This window comes from Prosthecobacter sp., from assembly GCF_044226605.1.
In the GTDB taxonomy this organism is placed as follows: domain Bacteria; phylum Verrucomicrobiota; class Verrucomicrobiia; order Verrucomicrobiales; family Verrucomicrobiaceae; genus Prosthecobacter.
In genome coordinates this window covers 242,700-262,246 of record NZ_JBGAGS010000003.1, presented here as the reverse complement: position 1 = coordinate 262,246, position 19,547 = coordinate 242,700, and the positions used below count along the sequence as shown (strand labels likewise).

The 19,547-nt window shown below is 60.9% G+C and carries 11 protein-coding genes; 6 read left to right on the top strand and 5 right to left on the bottom strand.

All coding sequences use genetic code 11. The features are described 5' to 3' along the window. From ACILSO_RS05550 to ACILSO_RS05530, 5 genes are read left to right on the top strand one after another with little or no spacing between them, the layout of a single operon-like run. Positions 1-3,267 carry a DUF6797 domain-containing protein gene (locus tag ACILSO_RS05550; RefSeq protein WP_395736379.1) on the top strand — a complete coding sequence of 1,089 codons (3,267 nt, stop codon included), beginning with the start codon at positions 1-3 and terminating at the stop codon, positions 3,265-3,267. After that, entirely contained in the window at positions 3,264-4,493 is a 1,230-nt protein-coding gene (locus ACILSO_RS05545; RefSeq protein ID WP_395736378.1) for a sialate O-acetylesterase, read from the top strand. The genes ACILSO_RS05550 and ACILSO_RS05545 overlap by 4 nt, the downstream gene beginning before the upstream one ends. A gap of 29 nt (positions 4,494-4,522) precedes the next feature. After that, positions 4,523-6,139, top strand: coding sequence for a hypothetical protein (locus ACILSO_RS05540; RefSeq protein WP_395736377.1), 1,617 nt, complete (start codon positions 4,523-4,525; stop codon positions 6,137-6,139). 15 nt (positions 6,140-6,154) lie between these two features. After that, positions 6,155-7,690 carry an arylsulfatase gene (locus ACILSO_RS05535; protein WP_395736376.1) on the top strand — a complete coding sequence of 512 codons (1,536 nt, stop codon included), beginning with the start codon at positions 6,155-6,157 and terminating at the stop codon, positions 7,688-7,690. Between the two features lies 1 nt (position 7,691). Continuing rightward, positions 7,692-9,227, top strand: a complete 1,536-nt coding sequence (locus ACILSO_RS05530) for an L-serine ammonia-lyase, iron-sulfur-dependent, subunit alpha (RefSeq protein ID WP_395736375.1) — start codon at positions 7,692-7,694, stop codon at positions 9,225-9,227. Positions 9,228-9,266: 39 nt separating this feature from the next. Here the strand turns inward: ACILSO_RS05530 and ACILSO_RS05525 are convergent, their stop codons facing one another. Beyond that, complete coding sequence (locus ACILSO_RS05525; protein ID WP_395736374.1) at positions 9,267-10,451, bottom strand: hypothetical protein; 1,185 nt, start codon at positions 10,449-10,451, stop codon at positions 9,267-9,269. 134 nt (positions 10,452-10,585) lie between these two features. On the opposite strand from ACILSO_RS05525, the gene ACILSO_RS05520 reads away from it, so the two are divergent. Then, a complete protein-coding gene (locus ACILSO_RS05520) occupies positions 10,586-12,943 on the top strand; it encodes a DUF1592 domain-containing protein (protein WP_395736373.1) in 2,358 nt (785 codons plus the stop codon). 48 nt (positions 12,944-12,991) lie between these two features. Here the strand turns inward: ACILSO_RS05520 and ACILSO_RS05515 are convergent, their stop codons facing one another. From ACILSO_RS05515 to ACILSO_RS05500, 4 genes are all read right to left on the bottom strand, one after another. After that, complete coding sequence (locus tag ACILSO_RS05515) at positions 12,992-14,485, bottom strand: NAD(P)/FAD-dependent oxidoreductase (RefSeq protein WP_395736372.1); 1,494 nt, start codon at positions 14,483-14,485, stop codon at positions 12,992-12,994. Beyond that, positions 14,482-15,822 carry a hypothetical protein gene (locus ACILSO_RS05510; protein WP_395736371.1) on the bottom strand — a complete coding sequence of 447 codons (1,341 nt, stop codon included), beginning with the start codon at positions 15,820-15,822 and terminating at the stop codon, positions 14,482-14,484. The genes ACILSO_RS05515 and ACILSO_RS05510 overlap by 4 nt, the downstream gene beginning before the upstream one ends. A 36-nt stretch (positions 15,823-15,858) precedes the next feature. Continuing rightward, positions 15,859-19,068, bottom strand: a complete 3,210-nt coding sequence (secA, locus tag ACILSO_RS05505; RefSeq protein WP_395736370.1) for a preprotein translocase subunit SecA — start codon at positions 19,066-19,068, stop codon at positions 15,859-15,861. 86 nt (positions 19,069-19,154) lie between these two features. Beyond that, on the bottom strand, positions 19,155-19,421 hold the full coding sequence (locus ACILSO_RS05500) for a hypothetical protein (protein WP_395736369.1): 267 nt from the start codon (positions 19,419-19,421) through the stop codon (positions 19,155-19,157). Between the last annotated feature and the right edge of the window lie 126 nt (positions 19,422-19,547).

Below are 19,547 nucleotides of genomic sequence, written 5' to 3'. Positions count from 1 at the left end.
ATGCACCGCCTGCTATTCTTCCTTGCCCTTCAGTCGGCTACCTTCGCCGCCATTCCGCGCGATGCCCTGCCGCTGGATGCACCAGATTGGCCGCTGAATTACCGCCTGCATCTGGATGGCGCTGCGAAGGTGAGACTGAGCGATGACGTGGTCCTCTCGCTCGATGCCAAGGGCCCGCACGATGTCGCGGTGGAGCATCCGGCGGATGGCGCTCCTGTGCTCCGGGTATGGAGCGATGGCAAGCTGGTGCGCGGGCCTGAAGATGCAGCGTCCCTGGCACAAACAGGTGCGAAGGAATTCGCGGATGCGAACCTCGATCTCGGTGCGGACTTCACGGCGATGAGCGTGTTTGAGTCGAATGGTGACGGCACTTTGTTTTCGAAATGCGCCGCGCAGGACAAGTGGTCGCCCGATGCCAAGGCGCTCTTCATCCGAAAGGGAAAGCTCGTCTATGACATCGGCTGGCTGGGTGCCATGAACGGAGGTCCGAAGGTGAACGACGGCAAGAAGCACACCGTCGTGCTCACCGCCCGCGAGGGACTGGCAAAGCTCTGGCTGGACGGCAAATCCATCGCGGAGAAGGCGGGCTTCACCAGGCCCGATATGAGAGAGCATGTCTTTAAAGTGGGACGTGCCGCACCAAACTTCGGGGGAGATTTTGCCAAAGGAAAAATCCACGCCGTGCGCGTGTGGAAGCGTGCGCTGCCGGAGGCGGAAATGGCGCTGCTCTTCAAAGCGGACGCCGCCGGAGCCAACACGCCTGACTTCACCTACCAGCCCAAGTCCCCGGGCAAGCCCGTGGTGGAAGGCGGCAGCGGCTGGGTGCAGGCGCTGGAGCGCAGCGACCACGCTGAACTCGTGAGCGGTTGGAATGAGAAGACGCTGGCGGAGGGCGCCGCCATCTACAAGACGCTCTGCGTGGTATGTCATGGCACCAAGGAGCAGCCCGGCTCCCTGCCCACGGCGCTGCGCTTTGCGGAAGGCCAGTTCAAGAACGGCTCGGATCCGTATTCGATGTACGTGACGCTGACGAAGGGCTTTGGCCAGATGGTGCCGCAGCCGCAATACACCACCGCGCAAAAGTACGCGGTCATTCAGTACATCCGCGAGACCTTCCTGCGTCCGCACAATCCATCTCAGTTAAAGGATGCCGACCTGGCCATGCTGCCACGAGGACTCGTGCATGCTGAGGCCGAGAAGCCGGACACCTCCCTGCCACCCTACAAGCGCATGGACCTCGGCCCGGCCTTGTTTTGGACGCTGGAGGTCGCACCGAATAACATCGCGCAGAAGGGCATCGCCATTCGTTTGGATGATGGCCCCGGCGGTGTGAGCAAGGGCCGTGCGTGGATGATCTACGACCACGACACCATGCGCGTGGCCACGGCGACTACCGGAGATTTCGTGGACTGGAAAGGCATCGCCTTTGATGGCAGCCACGGCACGCACACCGGCCTCACGGGTGAGCGCCATTTCATCAATCCGAACGGCCCGGGCTGGAGTCTGGATAGCTTTGAAGACAAGCGCGCCACGGCGAAGGACGGGAAGAAATACGGCCCGCATTCCGGGCTGAAGTTTGCCGGGATTTACACGCATCAAAATAAAGTGGTGGTGGCTGCGGACATTTACGGCACGCGCGTGCTGGAGTCTCCCGCGTGGCTGGACTACGGCACAACGCCAGTCTTTGTGCGCACGGTAAACGTGGGAGAGGCGAAGCAGCCTTTGCTGCTGCGTGTGGCTCCTGAAAGCGTGAACGTCTTTCTTCGCGGCGATGGCACCCTGATCAAGGCGGACGGCTTCTGGGTGGCCAAACTGCCCTCGGGAGCGAAAGCACAGCTCTTCATTTCACGCGTGGATGCAGGCTCTCTGGACACGCTGGCCAAAACCTTTGCCGTATCGCCTGACCTCAAAGCCCTGACTCAAGGAGGCCCCGCGCAATGGCCGCAGGTAGTCACCACGACTTCCGTGGTGGGCAAGGAGTACGGCCCCTTTGCGGCGGATGATTTCCCGCTGCCGATCGAGAACCCATGGCAGAGCTGGATGCGCCCGGGCGGATTTGATTTTACGCCGGATGGCAAAGGAGCCATCGTGGCCCTGTGGAATGGAGATGTGTGGCGTGTGGATGGCTTGATGCAGAAGGCACCGGCCGCACTGACGTGGCGCAGGATCGCCGCAGGACTCTTCCAGCCGCTGGGCGTGAAGTTTCGCGGCGAGGAGCTTTTCATCACCTGCCGGGATCAGATCGCACGGCTGCGGGATCTCAATGGCGATGGCGAGACCGATTTCATCGAATGCTTCAACGATGACGCGCAGGTGACGGAGCACTTCCACGAATTTGCCATGGGCCTGCAGACGGATGCGGCGGGCAACTTCTACTATGCCAAGTCCGGCAGACATGCGCTGGACAGCGTGGTGCCGCAGCACGGCACGCTGCTGAAGGTGAGTGCGGACGGTGCACGCACCGAGATTCTGGCCACCGGATTCCGTGCGGCGAATGGCGTGTGCCTCAATGACGATGGCACCTTTTTTGTGACGGACCAGGAAGGCTTCTGGACACCGAAGAACCGCATCAACCGCGTGAAGGCTGGCGGTTTCTACGGCAACATGTACGGCTACACGAGCGTGACCGATGAATCCGACTCGGCAATGGAGCAGCCGCTGGTGTGGATCACGAATGAAAAGGACCGTAGCCCCGCCGAACTGCTATGGGTGCCGAAAAATGCGTGGGGCGGCCTTGGCGGCTCGTTGCTGAATCTCAGCTACGGCACCGGGCGGATCTTTGTGGTGCCGCATGAGGAGGTAAATGGGCAATGGCAGGGCGCGGTGTGCGAGCTTCCCCTGCCCGCCTTTGCCACGGGCATCATGCGTGGCCGCTTCGGCACGGACGGCGCGCTCTACACCTGCGGCATGTTTGCCTGGGCTGGAAATGCTACCGCACCCGGCGGCTTCCATCGCGTCCGCAGCACGGGCAAAGCGGCGCAGGTGCCGCTGGCGGTGCATGCAACCAAAGGCGGCATGACTGTGACCTTCAGCGATCCCATCGAGGCCAAGGACTGCGCGATCAAAGTTTGGCACCTTCAGCGCAGCAAGAACTACGGCTCAAAGCACTACGATGAACACACGCTTAACATCCGCGCCGTGCATCAGAGCGCGGACGGACGCAGCGTGACGCTGGACATTCCAGATCTCGCACCCACGCAATGCTACGAGCTTAAAATCAACGACCGCATTCTCCACGGAACGATCCACCAACTCGCCAAACCATGAAACACGCCCTCAAACTGCTGCCACTCCTGCTGTTCACAGCCCAGCTCCATGCGAAACCGCTCAAGGTCTTCATCATGGCCGGCCAGTCTAACATGGAGGGGCACGCAAAGATCGAGACGTTTGATTACATCGGCGATGATCCCGCCACCGCTCCGCTGCTGAAGCAGATGCGCGGTGCGGATGGCCAGCCTACGGTGTGCGATCACACCTGGATCTCCTATTACACCGGCAAATACGACGGCAGCGCGAATGGAGAGGGCACGGGCAAGCTCACCGCTGGCTACGGTGCGCGAGACGATGCGACGAAGTCGAACGGCAAGATCGGGCCGGAGTTCACCTTTGGCCTCACGATGGATGCCGCGCTGAAGGAGCCGGTGCTGATCATCAAGACCGCGTGGGGCGGCCGAAGCCTGAACACCGAGTTCCGCCCTCCGAGCGCGGGGCCGTATGAACTCAATGACTACCAGAAGAAGCTCTACTACGGCCCGCCGGGACATGGCGTGCCGAAGGACATGAACCAGTGGACCGAGGAAAAGAAAAAGGAAACCGGCCGCTTCTATCGCTACATGGTCGAACACGTGAAACATGTGCTCGCAGATCCGAAGCGCGTGTGTCCGGCCTACGATCCTGCACAGGGCTATGAGATCGCGGGCTTCATCTGGCTGCAGGGCTTCAACGACCTGGTGGATGGCCACACCTATCCTGATCGCGGCAAGCCCGGTCGGTTTGCGTTTTACAGCGATCTGCTGGCCAAGTTCATCCGCGATGTGCGCAAGGATCTGAACGCACCGAAGATGCCGTTTGTGATCGGCGTCCTGGGCGTTGACGGAATGAAGGCCAAACAGGACATTCTTTCCTTCCGCGAGGCGATGACGGCGCCCTCATTGCTCCCCGAGTTCAAGGGCAACGTGGTGGCGGTGCAGACCGCGCCGTTTTGGTCTGACGAACTCGGCGCCATCGACGAAAAGCGGGCGCAAGTGCGCCAGATGGGTTTCCAGTTAAACTCGAAGAACAAGGACCACGCCAATGCCGACGGTCACATGACCGAGGCACAGAAGCGCGAGTATTTGAAGGAGTATGAGGCCAAGCTGATCTCTCCAGCAGAGGAGGCGCTGTGGAAGCGCGGAGCATCCAATGCCGGCTATCACTACCTTGGCTGCGCGAAGACCTTTGCGCTCATGGGCCGCGCCTTTGCCGAGGCAAACCTGGCGATGATGAAAAAGTGATCTCACCTGAAGCAACCACACACGATCGCATGAAACGTCTTCTTCCTCTTCTCAGCACCGCATTGCTCACCCTCCCTTCTGTGGCCATGTCCGCAGAGCCACAGGATGGCGAGATGGCAGGCTATCTCTTTGCACCCACAGAACGCGTGCCGGAGGAGTTCAATGCGGGCTTCTCGCTCTATGCAGCAGCATGGCCGCTGGTTGACACCTATCCGGGGCACCGGTTTCAAACGGGACTCTGCGGCACGTGGATGCACCCGCAGTATGAAGAAGGCAAGAAACCGGAGGGCAAATGCTACACGGACATCGAGGGCGGACTGGGCTGGTGGCGGGACACGCATTTTCCCACTACCACGCCGAAGTTCATCATGGGTGGTGTGGGGCCGAATTTTTCCTTCATCGCGAATGGGCCAGGCTACGGCGCGGGCACCTGGGAAAAACCGCGCGGCCAGTATGGCGTGGCACAGCTCAGCCCCTGGCTGCTTTTTCCGCTGGATGGTTTGAATCTGAAACAGGGTGCTCGCGGCGAGCTGTTTGGCTATGGCTATCTGCCTCTGCCACTGACGAATGCGAAGACCACGACGGCGGGTAAAAATGTGCCGACCGGGAATCAATGCTGGACGCTGTTTCTCAACACGGGGAACTTCAAGGGACCGGCGGCTTTCTTCACGCCTTTCTTCTGGTCACAGGCCAAGATCGACCACCCGGAGTGGGCGGAGGCGCTGCTGGATACACGCCCTGCCGGACCGAATAAAGCCATTCAAATGGAGACGCAGCATGTGCCAGCCATTCTCACGAAGGATGCGAGCGGCAAAGAGTTTGCGCGCGTGGCACCCACGTCCTTTCCCATCGGCTCGGATGGCACCTCCACCGTGCTGCACCGGCTGACAGCGTATAAGAAAGCAGCGCTGTGGGACGATGTGGAAAAATGGTTTGCCGGTGGCGCGGCTGCGGATGGCGCGATCAAGGCGGAGGCCTCGGTGGTGCATCCCTTCCGCTCGGGCGGCGGCTCCAACTGGAGCATCTATCCGCCTGGAACCAAGCGTGAGGAAAAAGTGCCGCTGGCGTGGAATGCCTTTGCCACCTCTTTCGCGCCCCAGCCGAACACCTTTGCCTACAAATGGGATGCGCAACTCACACGCAGCGCAGCAGGACTGGTGACTCTCCCAGAGTATTTCTCATTGGGCCTCAACGCCAACGGCAAAAAACCGCAGTGGAATGTGCTCCCACCGAAGGAGGTGCCCGCGGAGCTGGGACTCACAAAGCACCAGTTTACCACTCCCGCAGAAAAGCCACAGGAGCCGCGCACCACGCCGGATGATGCGGCGAGCGCCTGGAAGAAGCCCGGCCCCGTGGCTGGTCCTTTCAAAGCCCGCCTGGGAGACGGCAGTGTGGTGACGTATTACTGGTACCGATTTGCCGACCAGCCCGCGATGATGAACGCGGACCTGACAGATGCGGAGCGCGAGGAAGTGCAGAAGCGCGTAGAGAAGCTGCACCGCGCATGGACGAAGGATCGCAACTACCTCACGCCACCCGATTTCGGATCGCTGGCAGACATTGACCCGGCGCTGATCCTCACACCACCGAAGGGTTTTGAGATTGGCTACGTGCCCATCGCCACACGGCAGGAGCTGGAAAAATAAGCGCTCGTGTTCTGCATGAAAACCCCACGCCTCATCTTCGCGCTGATCACACTTGGGTGCAGCCTGAGCATTGCTGCCGAAAGGCCGAATGTCTTGCTGATCCTCGCGGATGATCTGGGGTATGGGGATGTGCGCTGCTACAATGCGCAGTCCAAGGTGGAGACGCCGAACATCGACCGGCTGGCGCAAGAAGGCATGAGGTTTACGGATGCGCACAGTCCTGCCACGGTGTGCACGCCTTCACGCTACAGCCTCATGACGGGGCAAATGGCGTTTCGCGTTCCAAGCGGTGGCACAGTGTTTCAGGGGGCGGGCGGTCCCAGCTTGATCGCGCCGGGCAGGCTGACCTTGCCAGCGATGCTGAAAAAGCAGGGTTACGCCACCGCTGCCGTGGGCAAGTGGCACGTGGGCCTGACCTTTCGTGACTCCGCGGGCGAGGCGATTCATAGTGGAAAACTGGACGATGCGCGGCGCATTGACTTCACTCGTCGAGTGGAAGGCGGACCGCTGGATCATGGCTTTGAACGCTTCTTTGGCACGGCCTGCTGTCCCACGACGGACTGGCTGTATGCGTTCATCGATGGCGACCGCATCCCGGTGCCGCCGCAGGGTCCGCTGGATCGCTCCAAGCTGCCGAAGCATCCGTATGCCAACGACTGCCGTGGAGGCATCATCGCGCCGGATTTCCCGATGGAGGAAGTGGACCTGCTGTTTCTGAAGAACAGCCGGGAGTTCATGCAGGAGCACATGCGCCGCACACCGGAAAAGCCTTTCTTTCTCTATCACGCCACGCAGGCGGTGCACCTGCCATCGTTTGCAGCACCGGAGTTTCAAAACAAGACGCAGGCTGGCCCGCATGGCGATTTCATCGGCGAGTTCGACCACATCGTGGGAGAGCTGATGAAGGAGCTCGAAAAACTCGGCATCGCGGACAAGACGCTGGTTCTGCTCTCCAGCGACAACGGGCCTGAGACCACCAGCATCGTACACATGCGCGCAGACTATCATCACGATGGTGCGAGACCCTGGCGAGGCATGAAGCGAGATGCCTGGGAGGGTGGGCACCGCGTGCCATTCATCGTGCGTTGGCCGGGTCATGTGAAAGGTGGCAGCGCCAGCGATCAACTCGCCTGCCTCACGGATGTGATGGGCACTCTCGCAGCAATCACCAGCGCGGAGCTGCCGCGTGATGCCGCAGAAGACAGCTTCAATCTGCTGCCCGTGCTCGAAGGGAAAGCGTCTGCGCCTGTGCGCCCGTATCTGCTCATGCAGGCTTTCAGCGGGCAGCGCACGCTTTCCATCCGGCGCGAAAACTGGAAGTACATCGACCATCGCGGCTCCGGTGGAAACAACTATGCTAATGGCGAACTGAAACCGTTTGCGTTGCCTGAGGCCGCGCCCGAAGCGCCGGGGCAGCTTTACGATTTGGCGACTGATCCGGGTGAAACAACCAACCTTTATTTGAAGCAACCTGCAATCGCCGCGGAACTGAAGGCGCTGCTGGAACAATCCAAACGCGAAGGCCGCAGCACCGCACCCCCGCAGCCCTGACATGAGCACCGTTTCCATTTTCAATGACGTCATCGGCCCCGTGATGCGGGGGCCGTCGAGTTCGCATTGTGCGGCGGCACTGCGCATCGGGCGGTTGGCGCGGGATTTGATGGAGGGTGAGATCGCGGAGGTGCTGATGGAGTTTGATCGCAACGGTTCTCTGCCCACCACGCATGAGAGCCAGGGCAGCGACATGGGGCTCTTCGGTGGATTGCTCGGCTGGGACGCGGATGACGAGCGGCTGCCGGAGTCTGCGAAAGCGCTGGCAGATGCAGGCATCAAGTTGCGCTTTGAAACGGTTGACGTGGGAGATCCGCACCCGAACACCTATCGGCTGACGTTGCGGAATGCGCGTGAAGAGCACTCACTCATCGCCATCTCCACGGGCGGTGGTATGATCGAGGTGCTGACCATTGATGGCACGACGCTGAGCATGGATGGCGGGTATCATGAGACGCTCATCTGGCTGCTCAAAGGCACCCCGGCTGAGTTTGCGGCAGATGAGGTGATCCGGCATGATGCGGGCGAATGCCAGCTCATCCAGGTGAAGGCGGCGGCGTTTGTGGAGCATCCCGCTGCCATTGCGGTGAAACGACTCGCGCCAGTGCTGCCGGTTCCCTCGCGCAAAGACATGAGCGTGCCCTTCACGAGTTGCGCGGAAATGCTCGCGAATGATGGTGAACGCAAGACACCACTCTGGCGGCTGGCGGTGGCGTATGAGATGACACGCGGAAATTTCACGGAGCGTGAAGTCATCGACAAGATGATCGCGATTGTGCGGATCTTGCGGAAGTCGATCGCCAGCGGCATCGCAGGCACGCAGTATGAGGATCGCGTGCTCGGACATCAGAGCGGGCGATTCAATGATCTAATGCAGGCTGGAAAGCTGCTGGATGGCGGAGCGCTGAACCGCATCGTGCTGTATGTCACGGCGCTTATGGAGATGAAAAGTTCTATGGGCGTGATCGTGGCCGCGCCCACGGCGGGCGCTTGTGCGGCACTGCCGGGGGCGGTGATCGGCATGGCAGAAGCGATGGGGAAATCCGAGGAGGAGATGGCGCAGGCGATGCTGGCGAGCGGGATCATCGGTGTTTTCATCGCCACGCGCTGGACGTTTGCGGCGGAGGTGGGTGGGTGTCAGGCGGAGGGAGGCGCTGCGGCAAGCATGGCGGCTGCGGCGCTGGTGACGCTGGCGGGTGGGACGAGGGATCAGGCCATCGCTGCGGCGAGCATGGCGTTTCAGAGCATGTTGGGGCTGATCTGTGATCCGATCGCGAATCGCGTGGAGGCGCCCTGCCTGGGCAAAAACGTCATGGCCGCCAGCAATGCGCTCTCCTGCGCAAACATGGCGCTGGCGGATTTTGATCCTCTCATTCCGCTGGATGAGGTGATCGATGCGGCGAAAAGCGTGGCGGAGAGGATGCCGCGAGAGCACCGCTGCACGTCATTGGGAGGGCTGGCGGTGACACCGACCTCGCTGGAGATTGAGAAGCGGCTGGGGGCGAAGAAAGGATGCGGTGGGTGTTCCTGCCATTGAGCAGGGCTCGCACAACCACAGAGCAGCTGCGGCCGAGTGCTAAGCGACCGCAGCGAGGCTGGTCACGAGTTTCAGATCACTGATCTTCTTCACCGGCGAGTCCGGGCCTGCCTTGGCGAATACAGCCTTGCCGTTGGAGTAGTAGATGCTTCCATCGCTGGCGATGGTGTAGGCCATGACGCTGTTACAGATCACCTTCTCGCCATCCGGACTGCGGGCGATGAGCTCCCAGTTCTTGGGCAGGAAGTCCTTCAGTTCATCCGCCGCAGCTTGGCGCATCTTTTTCTCCATGTTGATCCAGCGGCCATGCAGGAAGACCGACTTCGGATCGGGGCCATCTCGACGTGGAGGGAGGCCCGCTGTCTGCAAAGGCTTGCCGGAGAAGAACATGGAGAACACATTCAAAAACGCGAGGAATGCGCGCACGAGACGAAAGGGATACAGCACGATGTCGAGCAGGAACTGCCAGAAGGACGGCCGGTGAAACGGCTCATAAGGACGCTTCAGGTAATACAGCACTCCATCCGGGCCGTAGCTGGGACAGAGGAAGTCAAAGCGATCGTCCTCCGCGACGGATTGCATTTCCCCGGTTTGCATGTTCACCTTTTGAATGGAGGCGGGCCCCAGCCCCTCCCATGCGTTGGAGCTGTGATGGCGGCCGATGCCGGAGGTCTGATAAACAAAGGAATCCTCAGCCGATGGCGCCCATGCGGGATAGGAATCGAGCGAGTCTCCCTCGGTCAGTTCCTGGATGCCGCCGCCGCTCTGCGGCTTGATGAGTCCGATGCGACTGCCGCCATGATCACGCGCCATGGCAACAAGCCATTCCGGCCCCTCGGAGGTCTGGCGGGTCGAGATGGCGGCAAAGCGGTGGTTTGGGCCATGATAAACGCGGCGCTCATAGCGGTCCGCGATCTCGTAGATGAAAAGGGCGCGCACTTCACCTGCATCGATGCCGTAACAGATCTCGCCGGACTGCGAACTGCCGGAGACGCACGAGAATTCCGAAGTGAAGGTGTCCTCCACGCTGGGTCCGTCCTGCATCGGCAGGCCGCCGCGCATGAAGGCGGCACCGCTGCCATTGCGAATGGAGGCGCGGCTCTCAATGACCTGCAGGCGCTTTTTAAGATCGCGAACAAAGTCCGAAGACACGCTTTCTTCGGCAGGCTTGGAGCCAATGAGGTGGAGTTTTCCCTGAGAAATGCACGCGATCCGGTGGTCCATGAATGAGTAAATCACCATCCACAGGACTGTCCGCCTTGGCAAGGGCGCAGACACCCTAAAATCAGCGGCGCGGAAGGCGGTTGAAAGAGGGTTGCAGTCAGGAGATTATTCTCTTAGCCAAGTTCCCCCCTTTCATGGCCCGCACATCCCCCCATTTTCATTTTCCCTGGCTCGCGCTGGGACTGCTCACGGCGTACGCTTCCGCCGCCGCGCCAGCGGAACACCCTGGCGCCGTCATTTACAAAAAGATGTGCCAGGAGTGCCATGGCACCAAAGGCCAGGGCGTGAAGGACAAGTTTGATGATCCGCTGACGGGCGATCTGACGCTGGAGGCGCTGACGCGCAAGATCGAGCGCACGATGCCGGAGGACAAGGAAGGCACCTGCGTGGGCGAGGATGCGAAGAATGTGGCGGCTTATATCTATGAGACGTTTTACTCTGCTGCGGCGCAGGCGCGCAGCCATCCGCCGGATCAGGATTTGAGCCGGCTGACGATCGCGCAGTATCGCACTTCGGTGATGGATCTGATCGGGCGCTTTCGCATGGGGCCGGGGTTTGACCGGGCCGTGAATGCGGAGACGGGGCTGAAGGCGGTGTATCGCGGCGTGGAGCTGCCAAAGCCAGGAGAGCCTGTCGTGGACACGACGCCGAAGAAGGGCATCAAGGCCAAGCGACCCAACTACAAGCTGGAGCGGGTGGATCCGCAGGTGGCGTTTCACTTTGGCGCAGACAGTCCGGACAAGGAGAAGATGGAGGCGGAGCAGTTTCAGGACTCCTGGGAAGGCAGCGTCGTGGCTGAGGAGACAGGCGTGTATGAGTTCATCCTGAAGACCGAAAACGGAGCAAGGTTGTGGATCAATGACACCACGGAAAACGATGCGCTGATCGATGCGTGGGTGAGCGCCGGCCCCCAGGTGCGGGAGGAGAAGAAGAGCATGTACCTCGTGGGCGGCCGCGCGTATCGCCTGAAGCTGGACCATTTCAAATTCAAGGAGAAGTCCGCCTCCATCGAGCTGTGGTGGAAGACGCCGCACGGCGTGGCGGAGATCATCCCGCAGCATGCGCTGCGCACCGACCGTCCACGCGAACTCATGATCGTGCGCACCAGCTTTCCCGCGGACGACCGCAGCGTGGGCTATGAGCGCGGCACGTCCATTTCCAAATCCTGGGACCTCGCCACCACGGATGCCGCGATCTCCACGGCCGAGCACGTGCAGGAGAATCTGAACGAACTCGCCGGCACCAAGGACGGCGCGCCGGATCGCGTGGAGAAGCTCAAGAAATTTGCCCTCGCGTTTGTGGAGGCCGCCTTCTGCCGCCCGCTGACGGAGGAGCAGAAGCAGCTCTACATCGAGGCGCTTTTCAAGACGGCCAAGAGCCCGGATCAAGCGGTGAAGCGCGTGGTGCTTTTCACGCTGAAGTCGCCACAGTTTCTTTATCCGGAACTGCGCGAGGACGAGAAGCCGGATGACTACGCCTATGCCTCACGTCTGGCGCTGGCGCTGTGGGATTCCATTCCTGACAAGAAGCTCATGCAGGCCGCGGCGGCTGGCAAGCTGCGCACACCGGAGCAGATCCGCGCCGAGGCGCAGCGCATGCTGAGCGACACTCGCACCAAGGCGAAGATGCACGGCTTCTTCCATCACTGGCTGGAGCTGGAGCGCGCCGAGGGCAATGCGAAGGACATGAAGATCTTCCCAGGTTTTGACGACAGCGTGCTGGCGGATCTGCGGGAGTCGTTGTTTGCGTTTCTTGATCAGGTGGTGTGGAGCCCGCAGTCGGATTACCGGCAGCTGCTGCAGGCGGACTACCTGCTGCTCAATGACCGGCTGGGCAAATTCTACGGAAAGCCGGTGCAGGGCGGGGAGTTTCAGCAGGTGTCGTTTGATCCGAAGCAGCGCGCGGGTGTGGTGACGCATCCATATTTGCTGGCATCGCTGGCCAGCAGCCGGGCGACTTCGCCGATTCATCGCGGCGTCTTCCTGACGCGCAACATCGTCGGCCTCTCGCTGCGTCCGCCGCCGATGGCGGTGACGTTTGATGAGAGCCACTTCAATCCGAAGCTGACGATGCGCGAGAAGATCACGGAACTGACGCGGAACAACTCGTGCATGTCCTGCCACTCAACGATCAACCCGCTGGGGTTCAGCCTGGAGAACTTTGATGCGATCGGCCGTTGGCGCACGAAGGACAACAACAAGCCGGTGAATGCGGATGGCGAGTTCTCCGATGACGAAGGCCGCAAGGTGCATCTGACCGGACCGCGCGACATTGTGAACTATGTGGCCGGCAGTCCGTATGGACACCGCGCCTTCATCCGGCAGCTGTTCAATCACTTCGTGAAGCAGCAGCCGCTGGCCTACGGGCCGCAGACGCTGGAGGATCTGCAGAAGACCTTTGCTGCCTCCAACTGCAACGTGCAGAAGCTGCTGGTGGACATTGCGATGGTGGCGGTGACAAACGGCAGGGATGCGGTGAAGGCGACGCCGTAGGGCTGAGCGTGGTGGAGAGAAGCGCTCTCCTGCTGACTCACTGCGTGTCTAGCTCGTGGTGCCGGGTAATTGGGCGGGCACAAGTCTGCCGCCCTGATCTGCACTATTGCCTTCGTGATATTCGGCATCCTGATTCACCTGCCAAAGATCGTACAAAGGAGACCCGTGGATGATGTTCCGGGCGCAGAGCATGGCGGTCATCATGGAGTGATCCTGATTGTTGTATTTGTGCATGCCATTGCGGCCGACGAGGTGCAGGCGAGGGAGGTGCGTGGCGATGGCCTGGCGGATCTCGCTGACGTGGGTGGCGTAGCTGGCATCATACACCGGATAGGCCTTTGCCTGACGGACGACACAGCCATCCGCCCAGTCGGTGGCTTTGGCGAGACCGAGCTGCTCCATTTCGGCTTTGGCGAGCGCGAGGAGATCTGCATCTGAACTCGTCCAGAGGCCGTCACCTTCAAAGCAGAAGTACTCGAGGCCGTAGCTGGCGAGGTTGGGATCTGGCACCATGTCGGGGGACCATGATTTGAAGTTTTGAATGCGGCCGACTTTCACGCTGGGGTCATGGATGTAGAGCCAGTTGTCAGGAAAGGCGTCCTGATGGCGGTACATGAGGACGACGGTGAGGAAGTCGCGGTAACGGAGGGCCTTGGCGGCGGACTTAGCCTGAGCAGGCAGCGCGGGGCTGAGGCTGGGGATGAGGTCGGCGATTGGGGCGGAGGAAATGAGGTGCTGCGCCGTGAGTGCGTGAAGATTCCCTGCGGTGTCGCGATGCGTGATCGTCCAGCGCTGCGTGGCGGCATCGTAGTCTCCTTTGATAAAGCGGTGGCCCATCAGGATGCGACCGCCTTGGGCGGTGATTTTGGCGGCGCAGGCCTCCCACATCATCCCAGGGCCGCGTTTTGGATAGCGGAAGGTGTTGATAAGGGTCTTGATGACAGCGGAGCCGGACTTCTGACGGCGGGGCCAGAGGGCATTCCAGATGGCGGAGGAAAGGGAGAGGCCTTTGATGCGCTGCGCGGCCCAGTCGGCGGAGATGTCGCGGCAGCTCATGCCCCAGACCTTTTCGGTATAGGTTTTGAAGAAGATCTCAAAGAGGCGGGCGCCAAAGTGATTGCTGACCCAGTCCTGAAAGCTGGCAGGTCTGGCGACGGGCATGAGGCGGGCTTTCAGGTAGGAGAGGCCGCAGCGAATCGATTCCCAGATGCCCAGCTTCATGAGGGCATCCAATGCAGCGATGGGGTAGGCGAAGAATTTCCCACGGTAATAGATGCGGGACGAGCGTGGGCGCTCAAGCATGCCGTCGGGCAGGATCTCTTTCCACAGGGCCTCGACCTCGGCTGACTTGGAGAAGAAACGGTGGCCGCCGATGTCAAAGAGGCAACCTTTGTAACTGACGGTACGTGAGATGCCGCCCACCAGATGGGGATCGGCTTCAAGGATGATGCAGGGGATGCCTGCCTTCCCCAGCATGTAGGCAGCGGTGAGGCCGGCGGGTCCTGCGCCGATAATGGCTACGGCGGTTTCTTGCGCGCTCATGGGACTCGATTTGGCGGTGAAACTTCGGGGGCTTCGTAAAGCCGGTAAAAGCCTTTGGAGGTGGTGGTCGCCTGCCTGCTGATCAGTTCGGCGGTCATACGCGAATCTTCCTGTGCTGGCTCTGCGGCTTCGATCTGCAAAGCCAGCACATCGGGGTGATAATTCTCAGCCGCGGGCAGGGCGAGAATGCCTGTTGATGTGGGTTGCACGGGGCATCTGAGGTCCAGCGCCAGACTGGGTGGAGCGGCGATGATGCGGCCCTGAGCAGCTGCGGTCTGGAGTTTTGCGTGCACCGTCCAGCCGCCTGCGTTGGCAGGAGAGATGACAAAGCTGCGCCACCAGAAGACATTCGCACCCATAGCCAGGAGCAGGCAGAAAGCAACGAGGTGACGGTGACACTTGCGAAGGAGTCCGGCATCCAGCGCGGTCAGCAGGCTGAGGAAAGCGATGGGGAAAAGGTAGCGCTCCGGGCGGCATGACTGAGTGGCGAGAGCGGTCAGGCCAGCGAGAACCGCCCAGACGGCCGGACCGAGCGCACGGCCACTGCGGAAAGAGCGCCAGAGGCACCAGCCACAGCCCACGAGAGCCGTGGCGGTGTAGAAGGCCGAACGAAAATCGGGCAGTCCGCGGAAGAGCGCCAGCAAATTGGCCACAGGGGCGGTGCGTGCGACCATGTGCTGACGCCAGATTTCTTTGAAGCGATCATGATCGACACTGAGGTAAACAGACACGTAGGCAATGGCGATGACCCCGGCGGTGGCGAAGATGAAGAGCGCCAGCTCTTTGAACTTTCGGGAGAACAACAGACTGGCGCACATGCCTGCGGGCAGCCAGATCATCGTGAGCTTCACGCCAATGAGCAGGCCCGTCAGGAAACCCAGGAAGAGGATATCGAGCAGGCTGAACTCCGCACGCGAAGCCCGCAGGTACCAGGCGACGATGCCGAACATGAGCAGCGGCTCAAGGATGGCCCAGCTGCCCATTCGAAAGAGATAAGGATCCAGCCATAACCACGCGAGAAGCATGGCGGCGCCCGCGGCGTTCCCCTGACGCATGAGCCGCAGGCAGGCGAACCCCGCAGCGGCAGCGACGAGCAGCGAACAGAAAATGCGCTTGGCCAGCACCGAGGGTGAAGCAAGGGAGAAGAGCACCCGGTTGATCCCGTGATTCACCGGACTCAGGGCACTGTGGAGGATGCCATGAGCGGGAAGATCCCATTGCTCACAGCGTGCATTCCACTGCCACAAGCCCTCGTCATTCGTCGGCTCGAGAACTGCATCCAGCACAAACAAACGACCCAGCAGCAGCAGATAGAAGACGCTCAGGAGAAAACGCATGCCAGCAGTCCTTCTCGCTAAGGGTCACCTGTCAGCTTACGCCAGTCGTCCGCAGCACTGTTTGTACTTCTTCCCGCTGCCGCAGGGGCATGGGTCGTTGCGACCGACGGTGGCGGCGGGTTTGGGGCGGACAGCGGTGGGGATGATGAGGCGTGGGCCGTCCTTCGCGGGGTCGGGAAGTGCGGCGGGTTTTTCCTCCTCTTCTTCCTCCTGCTGCTCCAGGTGCATGGGCATGCCCTGCTGCAAGGCCATCTGAGCGAGGAACTGCTCGAAGGCGGCCAGCTGCTGGGTGCTGCGGAAGAGATTGCCGAGGACCTCGCCGTTGATGTTGTTCATCAGTTCCGCGAAGATGGTGAAGGCTTCCTGCTTGAACTCGATGAGCGGGTCCTTCTGGCCGTAGGTGCGGAGGTTCACGCCTTCCTTCAGGGCATCCAGCGCATACAGATGCTCCTGCCACAGACGGTCGATGGCGTTGAGGAGAATCATCTTCTCGATCTCCTGCAAGGCGGTCGGATTGGCGTTGCCAACCTTCACGTCGTAGGCACCGAGGATCTTCTCCTTCAAGTAGGCGGACTTGGCTTCGAAATCGAGCTTCTTGAACTGATCGTCGAACTCACGCAGACCGATGGGGAAGGTCATGTTCACCCAGGCGAGGAGGCCTTCATAGTCGGCTTCGTCATCCTTGATGTCCTTGGAGATGAAGGCTCCAAGGCGTTCGGTGATGCCCTTTTCCACGGCTTCATTGATGAGGATGCGGGTGTCGTTGCTGTTCAACACGTCGTTGCGCCATTCATAGACGACTTCGCGCTGCTGGTTCATGACGTCATCGTATTCGAGGACGCGCTTGCGCCAGACGTAGTTGCGCTGCTCCACGCGTTTCTGCGCAGTTTCGACGCTGCGATTGAGCCAGGGGTGCTGAAGCTCTTCGCCCTCCTTCATGCCAAAGCGCTCCATCATCTTCGTCATGCGCTCGGCGGCGCCGAAGTTGCGCATGAGGTCGTCTTCAAAGCTGAGGAAGAATTTGCTCTCGCCGGGGTCTCCCTGACGGGCGGAACGTCCGCGTAGCTGGCGGTCCACACGACGGCTTTCGTGACGCTCGGTGGCCAGCACGAAGAGGCCGCCGAGTTCGGAGACGCCTTCGCCCAGCTTGATGTCGGTACCACGACCGGCCATGTTGGTGGAAATGGTCACGGCACCGCGATGTCCGGCGCGCGCGACGATTTCAGCCTCCTGGCGGTGATACTTTGCATTGAGCACGTTGTGAGTGATCTTCTGCAGCTTGAGCATGCGGGAGACCATTTCGGAAGCTTCGACGCTGGCGGTACCCACGAGGATGGGCTGGCCCTTGGCATTGAGTTCGCGGATCAATTCGATCACGGCGGTGAACTTCTCGCGGCGTGTCTTGTAGATGCTGTCGTTGTGGTCCTGACGCTTCACCGGACGATTGGTCGGGATGGTGAGCACGTCGAGATTGTAGATGTCATGGAACTCCGCGGCGTCGGTTTCAGCGGTGCCAGTCATGCCGCCCAGCTTTTGATAGAGGCGGAAATAGTTCTGAATGGTGATGGTGGCGAGCGTCTGGGTCTCGGCGTCAATCTGCACGCCTTCCTTGGCTTCCACGGCCTGGTGCAGGCCATCGCTCCAGCGGCGGCCGGCCATCTTACGACCGGTCTGCGCATCGACGATGACGACCTTGTTCTCTTCGACGACGTATTCCACGTCCTTCTCATAGAGGCAGTAGGCGCGCAGGAGCTGGCTGATCTGGTGCACGCGCTGCGCCTGGTGGGAGAGGCGGTCCATCATCTCGCCCTTCTTGCGGGCGCGGGCGTCCTCAGAGAGCGTCATGTCGCCATCGATCTCGGAATACACCGTGGCGATGTCAGGCAGCACGAAGGCATCCGGCTCATCGGGGTTGAGGAAATTGCGGCCCATCTCGGTGAGATCGGCGTCGTGAGATTTTTCCTCGATGAAGTAGTACAGCTCTTCCTTGAGCTTGAAGAATTCGACCTTCTGCGTGTCGGCGTAGAGGGAAAGCTCGGACTTCTCCATCGCACGGCGGAGCTCAGGCTCCTCCATGGCGCGCATGAGGGCGCGGTTTTTCGGCTGGCCCATGTGCACCTGGAAGAGCTTCAGACCGGCCTGCTCCATTTCACCGGCGGCGGCGGCTTCCTTGGCATCGGTGATCAACCGATTGCAAAGCGTGTTCTGGCGGCGCACGAGCTGTTCCACGAGGGGCTTGTAGCGCTCATACTGGTGATTGCTCTCGGCAGCCATGACGGGGCCGCTGATGATGAGAGGCGTGCGGGCTTCATCGATGAGGACGGAGTCCACTTCGTCCACGATGGCGAAGTAGTGGCCGCGCTGCACCTGCTGCTCCTTGCTCGAGGCCATGCCGTTGTCGCGCAGGTAGTCGAAGCCGAACTCGCTGTTCGTGCCGTAGGTGATGTCGCAGAGGTACTGTTCCCGGCGGAGGTGGCTGGGCTGGTCGTTCTGGATGCAACCCACGGTGAGACCGAGGTACTTATAAAGGCTGCCCATCCACTCGCTGTCGCGGCGGGCGAGGTAGTCATTCACGGTGATGACGTGCACGCCGCGGCCGGTAAGCGCATTAAGGTAGGTCGGCAGGGTGCCGACGAGGGTCTTGCCTTCACCGGTGGCCATTTCGGCGATCATGCCGCGGTGCAGGGCCACACCGCCGATGAGCTGCACATCGAAGTGCACCATGTTCCAGCCGAGGGGCTGGTCGCAGACGATGATCTCGCGGCCACACATGCGGCGGGCGGCGTTTTTCACCACGGCGTAGGCTTCGGGGAGGATGTCATTGAGCATCTTCTGCTCGATGGGGGCGAAGTCGGGCTGGATGGCGTTCCAGGCCTCGCGGGCGCGGTCGATGCGGGACTTCTTGTCATCCAGGGAGGCACCGTTCCAGGCGGCGCTCTGGAGGTAGTCTGTTTCCAGAGCCGGGAAATGCGGCTTCAGGTCGGTGAAGTACTGCTGCACGGCCTGCAGGCAGGCGTCCACCTCAGCTTCGTTCGCAATGCGCAGGCCCACGCCGCCAAGGAACGGAGGTGTGTGGAAGGCGCGGAACTGGGCCTGCCACTTCTGGGTGCGCTCGCGCAGGCTTTCCTCGGGCTCGTTTTGAAGGCGGGCTTCGATGGCATTGATCTCGACCACCACAGGTTGAAGCTTGCGCACGGTGCGCTGGTTCTTGGTGCCGATGATTTTTTTGATGATCCAGTTGAACATGGGAAATGGGAATACGCCTCCCGGCGCACAATGGCCGGGTCGAAGGGGAGGCCGAATGTGGCGGAAGTCAGGCCACGTGCAAGGACTCAAACAGCCTGTCTCGCCGGAGCTGGGCGGGCCACCAGCTCCTTCACCCGGCGCGGAATCATGGCACTTTTGACCACTTCAGGCTTCACGCTGCGCAGGAAATCGAGCAAAATGACGGGAGATTCCACGATCATGCGCTCGATCTGATCACGGCGGTGTGTCCAGCGTGAGTTGCGGTGGAGGTAGTCGAGATCGGCGAGGATTTCGTCAACATCCCCCTCGCTGAAACCAGCGAGTTGAAACGCGTATGGATCGTAAAGGGGCATGGGCTGCGGAAAGGGAACGGTCGCAGATCAAAACGAGGATGTGTGATCCGACAAGCGCTTCCATCTTCATTTTTTGGCAACAAAAATAAATGGCGATGGTTGAGATGTAGCTTTTGGCCGCATACC